Source organism: Streptomyces drozdowiczii, from assembly GCF_026167665.1.
Lineage (GTDB): Bacteria > Actinomycetota > Actinomycetes > Streptomycetales > Streptomycetaceae > Streptomyces > Streptomyces drozdowiczii_A.
The window spans coordinates 4,013,692-4,029,193 of record NZ_CP098740.1; the positions used below are offsets into that span (position 1 = coordinate 4,013,692).

Annotated in this window: 13 protein-coding genes, 1 tRNA gene and 2 pseudogenes; 6 read left to right on the forward strand and 10 right to left on the reverse strand. The window is 70.6% G+C overall.

What is annotated here, in order from left to right:
• Positions 1-94: 94 nt before the first annotated feature.
• Both NEH16_RS18285 and argS read left to right on the forward strand, forming a co-directional pair.
• Positions 95-910, forward strand: coding sequence for a helix-turn-helix domain-containing protein (locus NEH16_RS18285; protein ID WP_265543694.1), 816 nt, complete (start codon positions 95-97; stop codon positions 908-910).
• A 547-nt stretch (positions 911-1,457) separates the two neighbouring features.
• Positions 1,458-3,185 carry an arginine--tRNA ligase gene (gene argS / locus NEH16_RS18290; protein ID WP_265543696.1) on the forward strand — a complete coding sequence of 576 codons (1,728 nt, stop codon included), beginning with the start codon at positions 1,458-1,460 and terminating at the stop codon, positions 3,183-3,185.
• 17 nt (positions 3,186-3,202) lie between these two features.
• On the opposite strand, the gene NEH16_RS18295 is transcribed toward argS, so the two are convergent.
• The 5 genes from NEH16_RS18295 to NEH16_RS18315 are packed head-to-tail and all read right to left on the reverse strand — an operon-like array spanning position 3,203 to position 5,822.
• Positions 3,203-3,829 carry a hypothetical protein gene (locus NEH16_RS18295; RefSeq protein WP_265543698.1) on the reverse strand — a complete coding sequence of 209 codons (627 nt, stop codon included), beginning with the start codon at positions 3,827-3,829 and terminating at the stop codon, positions 3,203-3,205.
• The gene (locus NEH16_RS18300) at positions 3,826-4,395 is read right to left on the reverse strand and encodes a sulfotransferase family protein (RefSeq protein ID WP_265543702.1); all 570 of its coding nucleotides are present in this window, start codon (positions 4,393-4,395) and stop codon (positions 3,826-3,828) included. Before NEH16_RS18300 ends, NEH16_RS18295 begins: the two co-directional genes overlap by 4 nt.
• Before the next feature lie 44 nt (positions 4,396-4,439).
• Positions 4,440-4,634, reverse strand: a complete 195-nt coding sequence (locus NEH16_RS18305; protein WP_265543705.1) for a hypothetical protein — start codon at positions 4,632-4,634, stop codon at positions 4,440-4,442.
• Complete coding sequence (locus NEH16_RS18310) at positions 4,631-5,275, reverse strand: PHP domain-containing protein (protein ID WP_265543708.1); 645 nt, start codon at positions 5,273-5,275, stop codon at positions 4,631-4,633. Before NEH16_RS18310 ends, NEH16_RS18305 begins: the two co-directional genes overlap by 4 nt.
• A complete protein-coding gene (locus NEH16_RS18315; RefSeq protein ID WP_265547246.1) occupies positions 5,262-5,822 on the reverse strand; it encodes a nucleotidyltransferase domain-containing protein in 561 nt (186 codons plus the stop codon). Before NEH16_RS18315 ends, NEH16_RS18310 begins: the two co-directional genes overlap by 14 nt.
• A gap of 291 nt (positions 5,823-6,113) precedes the next feature.
• On the opposite strand from NEH16_RS18315, the gene NEH16_RS33930 reads away from it, so the two are divergent.
• Positions 6,114-6,443 carry a hypothetical protein gene (locus NEH16_RS33930; RefSeq protein WP_374215618.1) on the forward strand — a complete coding sequence of 110 codons (330 nt, stop codon included), beginning with the start codon at positions 6,114-6,116 and terminating at the stop codon, positions 6,441-6,443.
• 63 nt (positions 6,444-6,506) lie between these two features.
• Here the strand turns inward: NEH16_RS33930 and NEH16_RS18325 are convergent, their stop codons facing one another.
• From NEH16_RS18325 to NEH16_RS18340, 4 genes and pseudogenes are all read right to left on the reverse strand, one after another.
• Positions 6,507-7,373, reverse strand: a complete 867-nt coding sequence (locus NEH16_RS18325) for a GNAT family N-acetyltransferase (RefSeq protein WP_265543710.1) — start codon at positions 7,371-7,373, stop codon at positions 6,507-6,509.
• A 50-nt stretch (positions 7,374-7,423) separates the two neighbouring features.
• Positions 7,424-9,515 (reverse strand): annotated as a pseudogene (locus NEH16_RS18330) (restriction endonuclease).
• 338 nt (positions 9,516-9,853) lie between these two features.
• Positions 9,854-9,929: transfer RNA gene (locus NEH16_RS18335), tRNA-Arg, on the reverse strand.
• Between the two features lie 154 nt (positions 9,930-10,083).
• Positions 10,084-11,363 (reverse strand): annotated as a pseudogene (locus NEH16_RS18340) (M6 family metalloprotease domain-containing protein).
• A 244-nt stretch (positions 11,364-11,607) separates the two neighbouring features.
• Here NEH16_RS18340 and NEH16_RS18345 point away from each other — a divergent pair.
• Together NEH16_RS18345 and NEH16_RS18350 are read left to right on the forward strand one after the other, a co-directional pair.
• Positions 11,608-12,282 (forward strand): TetR/AcrR family transcriptional regulator, encoded by a 675-nt coding sequence (locus tag NEH16_RS18345; protein WP_265543712.1) that lies wholly within the window; start codon positions 11,608-11,610, stop codon positions 12,280-12,282.
• A gap of 167 nt (positions 12,283-12,449) precedes the next feature.
• A complete protein-coding gene (locus tag NEH16_RS18350; protein ID WP_265543715.1) occupies positions 12,450-13,982 on the forward strand; it encodes an MFS transporter in 1,533 nt (510 codons plus the stop codon).
• 82 nt (positions 13,983-14,064) lie between these two features.
• On the opposite strand, the gene NEH16_RS18355 is transcribed toward NEH16_RS18350, so the two are convergent.
• Positions 14,065-14,577 carry a MarR family winged helix-turn-helix transcriptional regulator gene (locus NEH16_RS18355; RefSeq protein ID WP_265543717.1) on the reverse strand — a complete coding sequence of 171 codons (513 nt, stop codon included), beginning with the start codon at positions 14,575-14,577 and terminating at the stop codon, positions 14,065-14,067.
• 136 nt (positions 14,578-14,713) lie between these two features.
• Between NEH16_RS18355 and NEH16_RS18360 the strand changes: the two genes are divergently transcribed.
• On the forward strand, positions 14,714-15,496 hold the full coding sequence (locus tag NEH16_RS18360) for a dioxygenase family protein (RefSeq protein ID WP_265543719.1): 783 nt from the start codon (positions 14,714-14,716) through the stop codon (positions 15,494-15,496).
• The last annotated feature ends 6 nt before the right edge of the window (positions 15,497-15,502 follow it).

Sequence of the window (15,502 nt, forward strand, 5' to 3'; positions counted from 1 at the left end):
GAGGCCCCGCCGATACCGTCCATCACGGAAGTGATACCGCCGCAAATGTCCAGGCGTTACGCTCTTCCGTCAATTGGATGCGGTGGGGGGAACCATGTCGAATACAGTCCGTTCCTGCGCGGGCTGCGGATGCCGGTTAAGTCAATACAACCAAGACGAACGGTGCGCCAAGTGCGCGCGTGGAACCTTTCCGCACGTTCCGGCCCATGTGTGGTCCGATCCGGAAATTCTCCATGCCCTTCAGGAATGGGATTTCGGTGCCGTGAGCTGCCTCGTCCGGCGCAGGGCGGGCTTGCGGCAGGACGACATGGCTGGTCTCACCGGCCTGAGTCAGAGCTTTCTCTCCATGCTGGAGAGCGGGACGCGCCGGCTTACGAACATCCGTAGGATCGCCCAATTCCTGGAAGGCGTTTCGGCGCCTGTCGGCCTGTGTCCCGAGGTGCCCCGGAAGCCGCCGGTCGACGCCGTTCCCGATTCGCTGCCCGCGGTCGGGCAGGGCGGGAGTCTGCCCGGTCTCGCGGCACAGGCGGCGGCCCAGTCGATGCTTTTCGCCGAACACATAACGTCGAGCAACGTCTCCCAGGGGGAGATCGAGCAACTGGCCGGTGAACTCGCGCGCATCGCCACGGACTACGTCCACGCGCCGCTCCTACCGCTCTTCCACGACCTCCTGTTCCACCGGGACCGGGCATTCGAGCTGCTGAAAGGGCGGCAGAAGCCGGGCCAGACGCGAGAGCTGTTCCTGCTCGCAGGCGTCAGCTGCCTGTTGCTGGCGCACGCGTCGCAGAACCTCGGGGACGAACGCTCGGCGATGGCACAGGTGAATACCGCCTCGACCTGTGCCGAAATGGCCGACCACAGGGGCCTTCAGGGCGTGGGTCAGGGAACGGCCGCCCGGTGTCCTCGATGACGACGGCGGGGTCGAGCCGGTCGAGCAGCCGGTCCAGGACGGCGATGTAGCTGTCCTCGGCGACGGCTGACGAGACCCGGTGCAGCAGGGGGAAGTTGACGACCTCGACGGGGGTGTCGCGGAAGAGGCTCAGCGAGCTGGCCTGGCTGATGATGACGGGCCTCAGCCGTCCCTCGGCCCGGATGGCCTCGGCTATGAGCACCGCCCGTCTGAGATGGCCGAACCCGATGCCGTTCTTGACGAGCAGGGCAACGGTCTTCACTCGGTTCCTCCCACGATCGGCGGCTGTGGCCCACTGGGTATCCGGCGTCGCCCGGTGGCGGCCGGTCGCATGCCCCCGCCGGCCCAGGGGTGGCATGTGCATGTAGCGGCATGTGGATCATTATTCCCCGCGGGCCGGCCCCGGGGGAGGGTTTCCGTGCCCGCCCCGCCGGTGTGACGGCGGTCTCGCCTGCGGTGACGTGCGGATTCGCACCCGGTGCCGGAGCGGGCCCGGGGCCCTTCCCGGGATTGGACACCCCTCTTTTGACTCGGTTAGATTCTTCGAATGGCGAATCTGGAAGAATTGCTGCATCAGCGGCTGGCCCCCGCGTTCGAAGCCGTAGCCGGCGCCCCTGTCGACCCGGTCATCCGACGATCCCAGCACGCGCACTTCCAGTCCGACGCCGCCCTCGCCCTCGTGCGCAAGATCGGTGGCAACCCGCGTGAGATCGCCGCCCGCGTCGTGGAGGCCGCGCAGCTCGACGACCTGTGCTCGGCGGTCGAGATCTCCGGCCCCGGCTTCATCAACCTGACCTTCTCCGACGAGGTCCTCGCCCGGCTCCTGGCCGACACCATCGGCGACGAGCGGCTCGCCGTGCCGCAGGCGAAGGACTCCGAGAAGATCGTCGTCGACTACTCCGCGCCGAACGCGGCGAAGGAGATGCACGTCGGACACCTCCGTTCGACGATCATCGGTGACGCGGCCGTGCGCCTGCTGGAGTGGCAGGGCAACACCGTGATCCGGATGAACCACATCGGTGAGTGGGGCACGCCCTTCGGAATGCTCGTCGAGCACCTTCTCGACATCGGCGAGAGCGAGGCGGCCAGCGAGCTGTCCGTCGGCGACCTGAACGGCTTCTACCGGGCCGCCCGCGTGAAGTTCGACGCGGACGAGACCTTCAAGGACCGCGCCCGCAAGCGCGTCGTTCTGCTCCAGAGCGGCGACGAGGTCACGCTGCGCCTCTGGCGGACCCTGGTCGAGGAGTCCAAGAAGTACTTCCTGACCGTCTACGGCATGCTCGGCGTACGGCTCACCGAGGACGACTTCTTCGGTGAGAGCTACTACAACGACCAGCTCCAGTCGGTGGTGGACGAGCTCGACGAGCTCGGCCTGCTCCGTGAGAGCGAGGGCGCCCAGTGCGTCTTCCCCGACGGTTACACCAACCGCAACGGTGACCCGCTGCCCATCATCGTCAAGAAGGGCGACGGCGGCTTCGGCTACGGCGCCACCGACCTGGCGACGATCCGGCACCGCCTGCGGAACCTGAAGGCGACCCGTCTGCTCTACGTCGTCGGCCTGCCGCAGCGCCAGCACCTCGGGATGATCTACGACGTGGCCAAGGACGCGGGCTGGCTCGTTCCGCCCGCCCGCGCCGAGCACGTCGGCCACGGGTCGATCTGCGGCGAGGACGGCAAGATGCTGCGCACCCGCGCCGGCGTCTCCGTCAAGCTCGTGGACCTCCTGGAGGAGGCGGTCGTACGAGCCTCCGCGGTCATCGCCGAGAAGAACCCGCAGCTGGACGAGAAGACCCGGGCCGACGTCGCGAGGGCGGTCGGTATCGGGGCGGTCAAGTACGCCGACCTGTCGACGGACCGCCTCAAGGACTACGTCTTCGACTACGACCGCATGCTGTCGTTCGAGGGCAACACCGCGCCCTACCTGCAGTACGCGCGCGCTCGCATCTGCTCGATCTTCCGGAAGGCCGGCGTCGAGCAGCCGCTGACGGGTGTCGACAAGCTGGTCATCACGGAGCCCGCCGAGCGCGCTCTGGCCCTGGAGCTCCTGCAGTTCGACAGCCTCATCTCCGAGGTCGCCGAGACCCTGGAGTTCCACAAGCTCGCCAACTACCTCTACGGACTGGCCAGCACCTTCACCAGCTTCTACGAGAAGTGCCCGGTCCTGCGCTCCGAGGGCGATGTCAAGCAGAGCCGGCTGGTCCTGTGCGACATCACCGCCCGGACGCTGGAACTGGGCCTGGGCCTTCTCGGCATCGACACGCCCGACCAGATGTAGCCGACGGCGCCTCTCCGCTACTCCGGTGGCGAGGGGCGCCAACTGATCATCCCCGTCGAGGAGTACGACCGGCACCACCGGGCGTACTCCTCGACGTCGTTCACGCCTCCGTCGAGCACCGCGCGGTATACGTCGATGGATCGGTACTCCTCCCCGCGGCCCACCAGGGCCTCCTTGATGCGCAGGATGCGGGCCTGCGCGGTGGTACGCAGCGCGGCTCGCATGGGTGCCACGAGATCGGCGGAGCGCGGCCCGTTGTAGTCGGCGGCGAGCAGCCACATCTGCACCGACCACCGTTCGCCCCCGTACCTGTAGCGCAACTCCCAGCCCAGGCCGGCGTCCGGTTCCCCCACCGCGTTGATGAACAGCAGCCGTTCCACGGCGGGGTCCCGGGCCCACTCGGAGACGAGCGTGAAGCCGGCGTCGACCTGGAGGTCGCCGAAGATCTCGATGTCGATGTCCGGGGCGACCAGCAGGCCGTAGGCCATGGCTCCGCAGAGCCTGGGCTCGCCGAACCGTTCCCAGCGCTGGAGCGGCCGCAACGCGTCTAGCACGCCGAGTGCCTGCTCCTGCCGGGCCGCCTGCCGGGCGAGCACCGCAGCGTCCCGCTCGTGTCCCGGAGCGCCGGAGGCTGTGGCCGTCACCGAGCGGCCGCCATGTAGCCGAACGCCCGGCAGGCGGGCACCAGGCTCTCCGGCACAGCGGAATCGGCGGGCATCTCGCGGCCGGGCTGCACGACGCCGCTCTTGATCTTCTCGTTGAAATCGCCGATCCCCTGGACGAACGGACCGTGGTCCGCCGACCCGTAGGCGAGCATCCCGGACTCCCACTCCACGTCCAAGTGGGCGCAGACCTTGCGGATCACCTCCTCCGTGTCGGCGGTGAGGTCCTCGTACCGCACGGTGAGACCCCCCAGTTCCTCCCGCGCCTCCTCGAGTTCGCGGAGGTAGGTCGTCACCAGGCCCTCCGTCCGAGCCGGGTCCTCCTCGGGCCGGCCGGCCAGCGCGGATTCGAGGATGTGCAGGGGGTGGCGGATCAGATGGATGTACCGGGCGTGCGGCCAGCAGGCGGCGAGGCGGCGCCAGAGCAGCAGGTTGCCGGGGGTCTTGTCGACCACGATGTCCTTGCCGCTCAGCGACAGCTCGCGGTGGAGCATGCGGTCCCACAGCAGGTGCTCGATGTCCTCCTTGCCGAGTTCCGAGGTCTGCATGGCCAATTCGACGTACGGGCTCGCCAGTCTCCTCCGCGGATGGGTCAGCGCCGCCAGAAGTCGACGGGGTCCTTGCCGGGCTTGAACCCATGAGCCTCCACCATGGCCGCGGTCGCCGCGAAGTTGCGGCCGACGGTCTCCGGCTCGTGCGAGTCGCTTCCGAAGGAGACGGCCGACCCGCCCTCCTCGTACCACCAGCGCACCACTTCGGGAGCGGGCCAGGGACCCTGGGTGTTCATCTCCAGGGCCCGGTCGTCACGGGCCAGAGTCCGCAGCACCGCCCGGTACTCGCCCTCGTAGTCGGTGGCGTCGTAGGGCAGTCGATGTGCGCGAGCACCTGGAACACGCCGTTGGTCTCCACCATGCGGAGCGTCTCGGTGAGGTAGGTGCGCATCAGGTCCTCGGCGTTCTCGGCCGTGAAGAGGAAAGGCGCGTAGTGGAGCGTCCCGTCGACCGACAGCGAGTGCAGCGAACCCAGGAGCCGGTCGAAATGGCGGCGCTTCAGCAGCCCGTCGATCTCCGTGGCGAACAGATGCGGCTCACCGAGCTCCATGCCGGCAAGGATCTTCAGGTCCGGGTAGCGGTCGCGGCACCGCTCCAGGGCCTCCCAGTAACCGTCCAGGTCGAACAGGCCGGTGTGGGCATGGGTGTCGATGACACGGACCACGGAGGAGTCCTCGGCGTCGCCGGGGAACGCCCAGGCGGTGAAGTCCGCGTGGTCGGTGAAGGATATGGCCGGCAGCCCGAGGCGTATGGCCTCCTCGCACGCCTTGTCCATCGCGGCGGTCGAGGCGTCCCAGGACCACTCCGTGTGGACGTGGTTGTCCGTCGGAAGGACCTGTCCGGGCGCGGCCTTCCAGGGAAAGTCATCCGTGGCCATTGTGCGTCCCTCCTGCAGGGGTCGAATGGGGCTGTCGTATGCCGAGTACGCGCCGGGCGCGCTCGTGCAGTTGTGGTGAAGCGGTCCCGAGATGGCGGGTGAGGACCTGGCCGGCCAGTGCGGTGAGCTCGTCGAGGCGCGGCGAGTGACGCACCGTCAGGCGTACGCTCAGAAGGGCCCGGAGGATCTCCACCTCGTCGGACTCCGCGAGGCCGGTGCCGAGTTCCTCCGCGGAGCGCGACTGCTTGACGGCGCGCTCCACCTCGGCACCGGTGAGCGCCGTGTGCACCTGCTCCACCGTGAACAGCTCCACGGGGTAGTCGGTGTCCGGCACATAGCCGAGCCGCCTCTGGAGATCCACGAAGGACGTCCGGAGTTCGCGCGCCGCGCCGTCGGACAGCGGCCGGGCGAGCAGGACGAAGGTGTCCACATCGCTCGTCGGCCCGGCCCGGCCCGCGGCGACCGAGCCGTAGACGAACGCGGCGACGGCTTCGCACGACCGCTCGGTGAGCAGCAGGTCGATCGCCGCCGCGACGTCCGCGCTCACTCGCCGTCGTTCCATCCGGCGGGCCCGCTCATCCGGGGAACGAACGCCGGGCGGTCGCTCCGCCCGAGGATCTCCTCGAGCATCGGTGTTCCGGCCGACGTCCTGAAGGGGCGTCAGTTCGACATCATCTACACGGGCAAGGGTGCCCTGTACTACCTCCCCGACCTCGGCCCCTGGGCCGAGACGGTCGCCAGGCTCCTGCGGCCGGGCGGCAAGCTGTACGTCGCCGAGTTCCATCCCCTCCTCAACGCCCTCAGGCCCCGGCCCCACGAAGGCGACGGTCCGGACCTCGTGGGCCACGACCGCCATGCCCGAAGCCTGGAGGTCGGCCATGACTACCTGGCCAACGGGGTCATGCACCGCGAGTCGACCCATACGTACACCGACGGGCCGGCGATCGAGGAGAGCGCCAAGGACTTCTTCGAGTGGATGCACGGGCTCGACGACGTGATCAACGCGATCACCGGCGCGGGACTGAGGGTCGAGAGCCTTCGGGAGAGCCCGCTGCTGCCCTGGCGGCGCTGGGAGCGGATGTCACCCACTCCCGAGGGATGGTGGCAGCTGCCTGCCGACGAACCCCGGATTCCGCTCTTCTACGCCCTGCTCGCCGGGCAGGGATGACGAACCCGCCTCAGCCGTACTCCTGACGCGTCCGACGGCCGGGCCGTATCCGCGACCGAAGGATCACGCCCCGGCCGACAGGTCGTACACCGCGAAGTCCGTCACGGGCCGGTAGCCGACGCGCTGGTACACGCCGTTGCTGGTGGGGTTGGCCAGGTCCGCGAAGAGCAGCACCTCCTCCGCCCCCTGGGCGAGCGCGGCGCGGGAGGCGTGGGCGGTCGCGGCGGCCCCGTGACCCCGGCCCCGCAGTCCGGGCGGGGTGTAGACGGAGGCGACCCGGATCTGCCCGGCGACCCGGGGCGTGAGCGCCGCCATGGAGACGGGGACGCCGTCCGGGGTCTCCCAGAGGGTGACCCGGCGTTCGGTGATGTGCGCGTCGGCCCAGGCCCCGGGGTCCCGGTGGCCGGCGCCGCCGATGGCCCGCACGAACTCCACGTACCACCGCGCGACCAGCTCCCGGTCCCGCGCCTCCGCGATCCGGCCGCGCCCCTCCGGCGCCGGATCCGGCCACCGCAGCTCCCCGAGCCGGTAGAGCCGCAGCCGCTCGTGGAGCCGGGGCGACGCCCCCGTGCGCGCCCGCCATGCCTCGGCGAACGCGGCGGCGGTCGCCTCGTCCGCGTTGACCCCGGGGGCGGGGTCGCCCACGGCCTCCAGATGCGCGGCCAGCGCATCCGTCTCCTCGGGCGTGAGGGGCGTGACGATCAGCCGGTAGGGCGGGGTCCGGAAGTACGCGGCGCGCACCTCGCCGTCCCGCTCCAGCACGCCGAAGACGGGCGCCTCGTCCCCGTACGCCTGCGGCCCCCGCGCGCGCAGCCCCTCGCACACGGTCAGGGTCACGGTGTGCAGCGCGGGCCGCGACCGCAGGAAGTCACCGGCGCGGGCGAGGAAGGCGTGCACGTCGGGAACGCGGAGCCAGGCTGAGGTATCCATGCCGCATCCTCGCGTGACGAGCGAGCGGAGTGCCTGCGTTTTTCGGTTGGCTACTCGACGTCGATCCCGTACTCCGTGACCAACTCCTCCAGTCCGCCCCGGTATCCCTTGCCGCCGGTGACGAACTCCCAGTCCCGTTGGCCCGTCGGCGGAACGAGCCCAGGACGAGTGCGGTCTCGCCCGGCCGGCCGTCCGAGACGTCCAGCTGGTCGAGGGGGGTGCGCTCGGCGTCGAGCAGCCGGATTCCGGCGTCGGTGAAGCCGGACAGGTCGGCGTCGGGGTTGGCGACGGGATCGATCGCGGCGATGACCACCAGCCGGTCCGCCCGCGCCGGGAGCGCGTCGAAGGCGACCTGGATCGCGGCCTTGTCGGGTGCGACGGGGATCAGGGCGCGGACCGAACCGTCCGGGGTGCGGGGGTTGTTGAAGAACACGAAGTGGTCGTCGTCCAGCACGCGGTTGCCCTGGCAGACGAGGGCGCAGACGTCCAGGGCGACGGAGCCGGACCAGTACATGCCGAGCACGTTGTGGTCGTCGTTCCGTCCGTCGTCGTCGCGGCCTTCCGGCGCGGTCCGCTGGGCCGGGACCGGACGCTCACCGCCGCCGCCCAACCGCCCGCGCAGCCCGTGCCGGTGCAGCAGGTCGACCAGCTCGGAGCCCGGGACCAGCTCCAGCGGCTTGCCGTTGGCGAAGGTGTGCGAGCCGGGACCGAACGTCGAGGTGGTGACCAGGACGCCCTTGTTGGCGCCGGCGTCCTGGACCGTCCCGTACAGATCGCGGACCGCCGTGGGCGGCACGGTGTTGCGGTACCGCTTCACCTGGACGACGATCTTGCCGCCGCGGATCGGGGCCGGGTCCAGCGCGTCGACGTCCACGCCGCCGTCGTTGGACCGCTGTGTGGTGACGGCCTGCATGCCCATGGCCCGGAACAGCTCGGCGACCAGCGCCTCGAAGGCGAGCGGGTCCATCTCGTACAGGTCCGGCTCCTCGTCGCCGCCGTGCGTCACGACCCCGTTGCCGACGTCCTCGGGACCCGTCCTGGCCGCACCGCGGCGTACTGGTCGGGCCGCGTGGACAGCTGCCCGCGCAACCCGTCCACCAGGCAGTTCACCGCGTTCACCTGCTCCAGGTGCAGCCCGGCGAAGTCCGCCCGGGTCGCCATGACCGTGCCGAGGAACATGGGCATCCGCCGCCCGGTCGCCGGGTCGTGGTCGTCCACGAAGCCGTTCAGGGCGACCGACTCCAGGGCGCCGAACTCGTCGGCGGCGAAGAGGTCGCGCAGGACGAGCAGCAGGCACTGGGCGAGCACGTCCCGGTACAGCGCCCGGCGCTGCGTGACCGGCCGGGGCGACTCCTTCTCCTGGTCCGCGTTGATCATGTACCGCACGGACTTCGCCTCGGGGACGACGTCGTACCGGGGCAGCTCCCAGTTCAGCACCAGCTGCCGCGCGCCCGAGTCGTACGCCGCCGCCACCTGCCGGGGCAGCTCGTCGGGCCAGCCGGTGGAGGCGTAGAGCGCGGCGGAGAAGTACTCGACGGCCGCCTCGGCGTCCCCGGCGCGCAGACCGGCGGTCATCTCGGCGATCCCGGCGTTGTGGCGCCGGATCTCCGCCAGCCGCGCGTCCGCCCACTGCTGGTACTGCCGCTGGTAGCCGGCGAACTGCGCCTGGCGCTGCGCCTCGGCCGCCTGCGCGGCCTGCCAGTCCCGCTCGAACCTGGCCCGCGCCTCGGCCTGCGCCTGGGCCCGCCGCCCGGCGGTCCACCCGCCGCTCTGCGCCTCGTACCGTGCGGGGTCGGGCATGGGGACGGGGTGCGCCAGCGGCCCCGGCGCGAACGGCTCGACCTCCTCCGCCCGGGTCAGCGCCGAGGCCCGGAACGCCGGTGCCCGGCACCCGGCCGCCAGCAGCCCCTGCAACGCCTCGACCCGGGCATCCAACTCCCGCGTACGCCGCCGGGCCTCGGCCTCACGCTGCTCCCGGTAGGCGGCCTTCTGCTCGCGCTGACTGCGGGCGACCTCGCGCTGATAGGCCCGCTGCGCCCGCTCCTGATCCCGCTGATACCGGGCTTGCGCCTCCTGCTGGCGCTGCTGCTGCCGCTGCGCCTCGGCCCATACGGCAACCAACCCATTGGAGCGACGACTCATCCCGCCCAGGCCCTCCCCACCAGGACGGCACACGTACGTACGCACGGCGAGCCCCGGCCCCTTAACCAGCAGTGATGAAACAACTTTAGTCCGCAACGAACCCGGGGCCCATGGACTTGCCAGGGTTTGGAGGGAAGTTGGGGAAGCCGAAGGTGCGAGGACGCCCTCGCCGTCTGGCGAGCCCTGAGCGAGACCCTGGACCACACCTTCGCGGGCCGAAGCACGACCGCCTACGCCCGCCTGGTCGGCGCCACCGACCGCACGGCCCCGGGCCCCCGCCGCGCGGAGTAGCACAACGCAAACGACCCCGGACCGCGACCGGTCCGGAGCCGTTTTCCTGGTGCCCCCGGCAGGATTCGAACCTGCGACACCCGCTTTAGGAGAGCGGTGCTCTATCCCCTGAGCTACGAAGGCATGGTTGTGGCCGCCAGTGTAGCGGGTGGTGTGCTCGGTGTACGGGGGCCGGGGCCTGTCGCCGACGGCAGGGTCACCCGGGACCGGCTCGAACCGGCCGACGGGAAAGCGCCGGTCTTCGCGGTGACGGCGGTCGTGGCGGTCCGGGGCACCCCTAAGGCCGCGTCACCTGCACCCGGTAGTCCCCCTTCTCGTCCTTCTCCAGGACCGAGATCCGTATCCCGTTCGCCCGGTCCGTGAACGTGTCGCCCGGCTGGAACGGGGCGTCCGAGAGTTCTGCGTGGACGTTGGGGAGGCGGGTGCAGCCGGGGCTGTTCTTCGTGCTGTCGGTGACCGAGATCGGGCCCTGGCCCGTGTCCACGTCGGAGCTGACCTTGTAGATGAGGACGCCGGGGCGGCAGACCGCCTGGTCGTTGCCCGCCTGGGTGCGGACCTCCACCGCGTAGCCGGACTCCGCGGTCAGGGGACGAAGGCCAGCTTCAGGCCGCCCCGCTTGGCCAGGGGCTCCAGGACGTGGTCCGTGGTGCCGGGGCGGGCGGCGCAGCTCACCTGGTCGTTGTCCAGCCAGCCCAGCTTCCACTTGTGCCAGCCGAGCAGGTCGTTGTTGGCGCCCCAGTCCTCGGACATGATGTCCCAGTGCCCGACCGAGCCGCCGCCCTCCATCGTGTAGAGGTCGGGCAGCCCGAAGACGTGCCCGTTCTCGTGGGGCAGGACCCGGTAGCCGGTCTGGGCGTACGAGCCGGAGCCGTCGTCCTGGCGGCTGTAGACGAATGAGGTGTTGGACAGCGGCACCCCGTCCGCGATCGGGGCGTCGTCGTTCCCCGAGAAGGTCACCGAGAGCACGGTGTCCAGGGCGGAGGGCCCGGCGTTCGGGGTGACCAGGATGTTGACCAGGTCGTACTCGTCGAAGTCCACCCTCGGGTCCGCGGCCGCCACGATGTCCTGGACCAGGTGGCGGTAGCCCGGCTCGTACGGGGAGCCCCGCTCGATCCCGTACTCCTCGAAGGGCAGCGGCATCCGCAGCCACGAGCGGATCGGCGCCTCCGGTATGTAGGTGAGCCGCCCGTACGAGCTCGTCCGGAACCAGTCCGTCGTCTGCGGGAAGAATTCGGCCAGCCGGTCCATGGCCGGCTCGGTGCCCTCGGCGTCCGGGAAGTCGATCATCAGGTTCAGCGCGCGGACGCGGCCGGTGGAGCGGGCGTACCCGGGCTGCGTCGGCATGCCCTCCGACATCTGTACGCCCATGGCCGACGCGATCCGGCAGGGGCCGAGCCCGGTGGCCAGGGGGGCCGTCGCGGCGGGGCCGGCCGACGCGGGGCTCTGGAGGGGCAGCGTGCTGCTCGCGGTCGCCAGGGCCGCGATGACCAGGGCCGTTGCAGCGCCGAGGGCGACCGGGCGGCGGTGCTTGCGTATCCGGTGGCGGGGCTGCTGCATCGAGGCGCCTTCCGGTCCGCGGCAGCCGGCCGACCCCGGCTGCGCTCTGCCGTCAGCCTCTGCCGGGCGATCGCGGGCCGCTCGCTGGGTGCGCCGTTCGGTTGGTTTTCCGGCTGCGGCGGTGTGCGTGACGCAGGTCACAAAGTCCGGGGAAATAACCGGGGAGGGTCTCCCCGTTTGCACCGGTGTCCCCGCGAAACGGGGAAGCGGTCCCCGGTTGGTTCTCCGGCCGGAACCGCGCCAGATGCCCGGGAAGACAAGGAGCACCGCCGTGGCCACCACCGCACCCGCGCAGCCCCGCACGCCCAAGCCGAGGGCCGACGCGCTGCGCAACCGGGAGCGGATCGTGACGGCCGCGCGCGAGATGTTCGTGGAGTTCGGGCCCGACGTGCCCCTCGACGAGGTCGCCCGCCGCGCCGGCGTCGGCAACGCGACCCTCTACCGGAACTTCCCCGACCGGGCCGCCCTCGTCCACGAGGTCGTGCTCGCCGTCACCTCCCGTACCACCGACCGCGCCGAGGAGGCCACCGCCGAAGAGGCGGACCCCTTCGCCGCGCTCACCCGCTTCGTCCACGCGGCGGCCGACGAACGCATCGGGGCCCTGTGCCCCATGCTCTCCGGCGGCTTCGACAAGGACCACCCCGAACTGCTCGCCGAGCGCCGGCGCCTCGAAGAGGCCGTCGAAGGGCTCGTCGCGCGCGCCATGTCCGCGGGGCGCCTGCGTACCGACATCGCCGTCGGTGACGTACTGGTCGCCCTCTCCCAGCTCACCCGGCCGCTGCCGGGCATCGCCTGCCCGAACATCGACCGGTTCACCCACCGCCACATCCAGCTGTTCCTGGACGGACTCGAGGCCCCGGCCCGGTCCGTGCTCCCCGGAACGGCGGCGACCTTGGAGGACCTGCGGCGCCGCGCCTGACGTGACCCGCGCCCGCTCTCCCCGTACTTGAAGCCCGACGACTTACCTGAAGCCCGACGACTTACCCGAAGCCCGACGACCCTCCCGCCCTCAGCCGTGCCCGCGACCAGCGGACCGCACGGTTCGCGATCTCTCGCGCCCTCGCGCGCTCCTAGGTGGCTACTCCCATGTCAAAAACACCTGATCTCCGACTCCCCGACCCCAGTCGCTGGAAGGCCCTGGCCTTCATCGCGCTCGCGCAGCTGATGGTGGTGCTCGACGCCACGATCGTGAACATCGCGCTGCCGCACGCACAGACCGCGCTCGGCATCACCGACGCCAACAAGCAGTGGGTCATCACCGCCTACGCCCTCGCCTTCGGCGGGCTGCTGCTCTTCGGCGGGCGCATCGCCGACCTCTGGGGCCGCAAGCGCACCTTCGTGGTCGGCCTGATCGGCTTCGCGCTGGCGTCCGCGCTCGGTGGCGCGGCGCAGAACCAGGGCATGCTCTTCGGCTCCCGCGCCCTCCAGGGCGTCTTCGGCGCGCTGCTCGCGCCGGCCGCGCTCTCGCTGCTCGCGGTGATGTTCACCGACGCCAAGGAGCGCGCCAAGGCGTTCGGCATCTACGGGGCGATCGCCGGCGGCGGTGGCGCCGTGGGCCTGATCCTCGGCGGTTTCCTGACCCAGGCGCTGAACTGGCGCTGGACCTTCTTCGTCAACATCCCGTTCGCGATCGTCGCCGCCGCCGGTGCCTACTTCGTCATCCGCGAGCCCGCCGGCAGCCGCAACCGCTCGTCGCTCGACATCCCGGGCGTGGTCCTGTCCGCGCTGGGTCTGGTCTCGCTGGTGTACGGGTTCACCCGCGCCGAGTCCGCGGGCTGGTCGGACGCGCTGACCGTCGGTTCGTTCGTCGCCGCCGGCGTGCTGCTGCTGTCCTTCGTGCTGACCGAGGCCAAGGTGAAGTCGCCGCTGCTCCCGCTGCGCGTCGTGATGGACCGCAACCGCGGTGGCGTCTACCTCTCGCTGGGCCTGGCCATCATCGCGATGTTCGGCCTGTTCCTCTTCCTCACGTACTACCTCCAGGTCGTGAAGGGCTACTCGCCGATCAAGACCGGCTTCGCCTTCATGCCGATGATCGCGGGCATGATCACCGGCTCCACGCAGATCGGTGCCCGGCTGATGACCCGGGTCCCGGCCCGCAGGCTGATGGGTCCCGGCTTCCTGACCGCCGCCGTCGGCATGCTGCTGCTCACCCAGCTGGACATCGACTCCTCGTACGCGGCGGTCATCCTGCCGGGTCAGCTGCTGCTGGGTCTGGGCATGGGTACGGCGTTCATGCCGGCGATGTCGCTGGCCACGCACGGTGTCGAGCCGCGTGACGCGGGTGTCGCCTCGGCGATGGTCAACACCTCGCAGCAGGTCGGCGGTGCGATCGGTACGGCCCTGCTGAACACGATCGCCGCCTCGGCCGCCACGGCGTACGCCACCTCGCACGCCGCGCTCGGCGCCAAGAACCCGGAGCTGCTGAAGCTCCAGTCGATGGTGCACGGCTTCACCGGTGCCATCTGGTGGGCCGTCGGCATCCTGGTGGTGGCCGCGGCCATCGCGCTGACCTTCGTCAACGCGGGCCGTCCGACCCCGGCGGGGACCACCGGAGGCTCCGCTTCCGGTGACGCCGAGGGCGTCGAGGACGAGTTCAGGGTCCCGGTCGTCGCCCACTGACCCGGCCGGCCCCCGCGCCGATACGTTTCTGCCCCGGCTCCTCGTACGGAGGAGCCGGGGCAGAGGTGCGTAACGGCGCGGTTCAGCGCAGCCAGGGGAGGTCGGCGTCGGCGCCCTCCGGCTGGAGTCCGGCCGCCAGGATCTGCATGATCTCGCCCAGCGAGCGCACCTGCTCGGGCGTGAGGCGGTCGAACATCGCCTGGCGGACGGCCTTCACATGGCCGGGGGCGGAGCGGCGGAGCATCGCGTGGCCCTCGTCGGTCAGGACCGCGTTCTGGCCGCGCTTGTCGGAGGGGCAGTCCTCGCGGCGCACCCAGCCGTTCTTCTCCAGGCGGGCGACCGCGTGGGAGAGGCGGGAGCGGGTGATCTTGGCGTTCCTGGCCAGTTCGGTCATCCGCATGCGGTGCCGGGGCGCCTGGGAGAGCTGGACGAGCAGGCCGTAGTAGATGTGCGGCATGCCGGCATCGGCCTGCAACTGGCGGTCGAGGTGATCCTCCAGAAGCGTGGTGGCGTGCAGATACGCCCGCCAGACGCATTGTTCTTCGTCGGTGAGCCAGAGCGGCGCACCGGTTGATGCCGTGGTCATGTACTCCACTGTACGACCTTTTCTTGAAAGTTGAACTAGATAGGGCTAAGGTCTCTCAAGGTAGGAGCTTGAAGATTAAAGAATCCTTCCTGTCGAAGCCCTCTACAAGAAGAATTACCTTGAGTAGCCGCAGTTGGGGAGTGTCATGACAATCACCGCGGAGCGCATGCCCGCCCTCTACCTCTCCCACGGAGCCCCGCCGCTCGCCGACGACCCCGTCTGGCCCGGCCAGCTGGCCGCCTGGTCGGCGGAGCTGCCGCGCCCCACCGCCGTCCTCCTGGTGTCCGCGCACTGGGAGGAGGCCCCGCTCGCGCTCGGCGCGACGGAGACGCTTCCGCTGGTGTACGACTTCTGGGGCTTCCCCGAGCACTACTACCAGGTCACCTACGCCGCCCCCGGCGCCCCGCAGCTCGCCGCGAGCGTCCGCAAACTGCTCCGCGGCGCCGGTACGCCGGTCCAGGACATCCCGGACCGCGGCCTCGACCACGGCGCGTACGTCCCGCTGGTCGAGATGTTCCCGGACGCCGACATTCCGGTGCTCCAGATCTCCCTGCCCACGCTCGACCCGCAGAAGCTCATGGCCATCGGGCGCAAGCTGGCGCCGCTGCGCGACGAGGGCGTCCTGATCATCGGCAGCGGCTTCTTCACGCACAACCTCGCCGCCCTGCGCCACACCGGCGGCGGCGTCCCCGGCTGGTCGGTGGAGTTCGACGACTGGGGACACCGCGCGCTCCGGGCGCAGGACATCGACGCGCTCCTGGACTTCGAGCACAAGTCCCCGGCGGGCCGCCTGGCACACCCGCGCACCGAGCACTTCGCCCCGCTCTTCGTCACCCTCGGCGCCGCCGAGCAGGAGCTGAGCCAGGGACGGAGCGTGATCGACGGCTTCTGGATGGGGCTGGCGAAGCGCTCGGTGCAGTACGGATAGGGGCTT

What these genes read in the sequence shown, in the direction of transcription:
- NEH16_RS18285 (WP_265543694.1), top strand. Translation starts at nt 95, where the DNA reads ATGTCGAATACAGTCCGTTCCTGCGCGGGCTGCGGATGCCGGTTAAGT.
- NEH16_RS18305 (WP_265543705.1), bottom strand. Translation starts at nt 4,634, where the DNA reads ATGAACACCCAGGGTCCCTGGCCCGCTCCCGAAGTGGTGCGCTGGTGG.
- NEH16_RS18310 (WP_265543708.1), bottom strand. Translation starts at nt 5,275, where the DNA reads ATGGCCACGGATGACTTTCCCTGGAAGGCCGCGCCCGGACAGGTCCTT.
- NEH16_RS18300 (WP_265543702.1), bottom strand. Translation starts at nt 4,395, where the DNA reads ATGCAGACCTCGGAACTCGGCAAGGAGGACATCGAGCACCTGCTGTGG.
- argS (WP_265543696.1), top strand. Translation starts at nt 1,458, where the DNA reads ATGGCGAATCTGGAAGAATTGCTGCATCAGCGGCTGGCCCCCGCGTTC.
- NEH16_RS18360 (WP_265543719.1), top strand. Translation starts at nt 14,714, where the DNA reads ATGACAATCACCGCGGAGCGCATGCCCGCCCTCTACCTCTCCCACGGA.
- NEH16_RS18350 (WP_265543715.1), top strand. Translation starts at nt 12,450, where the DNA reads ATGTCAAAAACACCTGATCTCCGACTCCCCGACCCCAGTCGCTGGAAG.
- NEH16_RS18325 (WP_265543710.1), bottom strand. Translation starts at nt 7,373, where the DNA reads ATGGATACCTCAGCCTGGCTCCGCGTTCCCGACGTGCACGCCTTCCTC.
- NEH16_RS18345 (WP_265543712.1), top strand. Translation starts at nt 11,608, where the DNA reads ATGCCCGGGAAGACAAGGAGCACCGCCGTGGCCACCACCGCACCCGCG.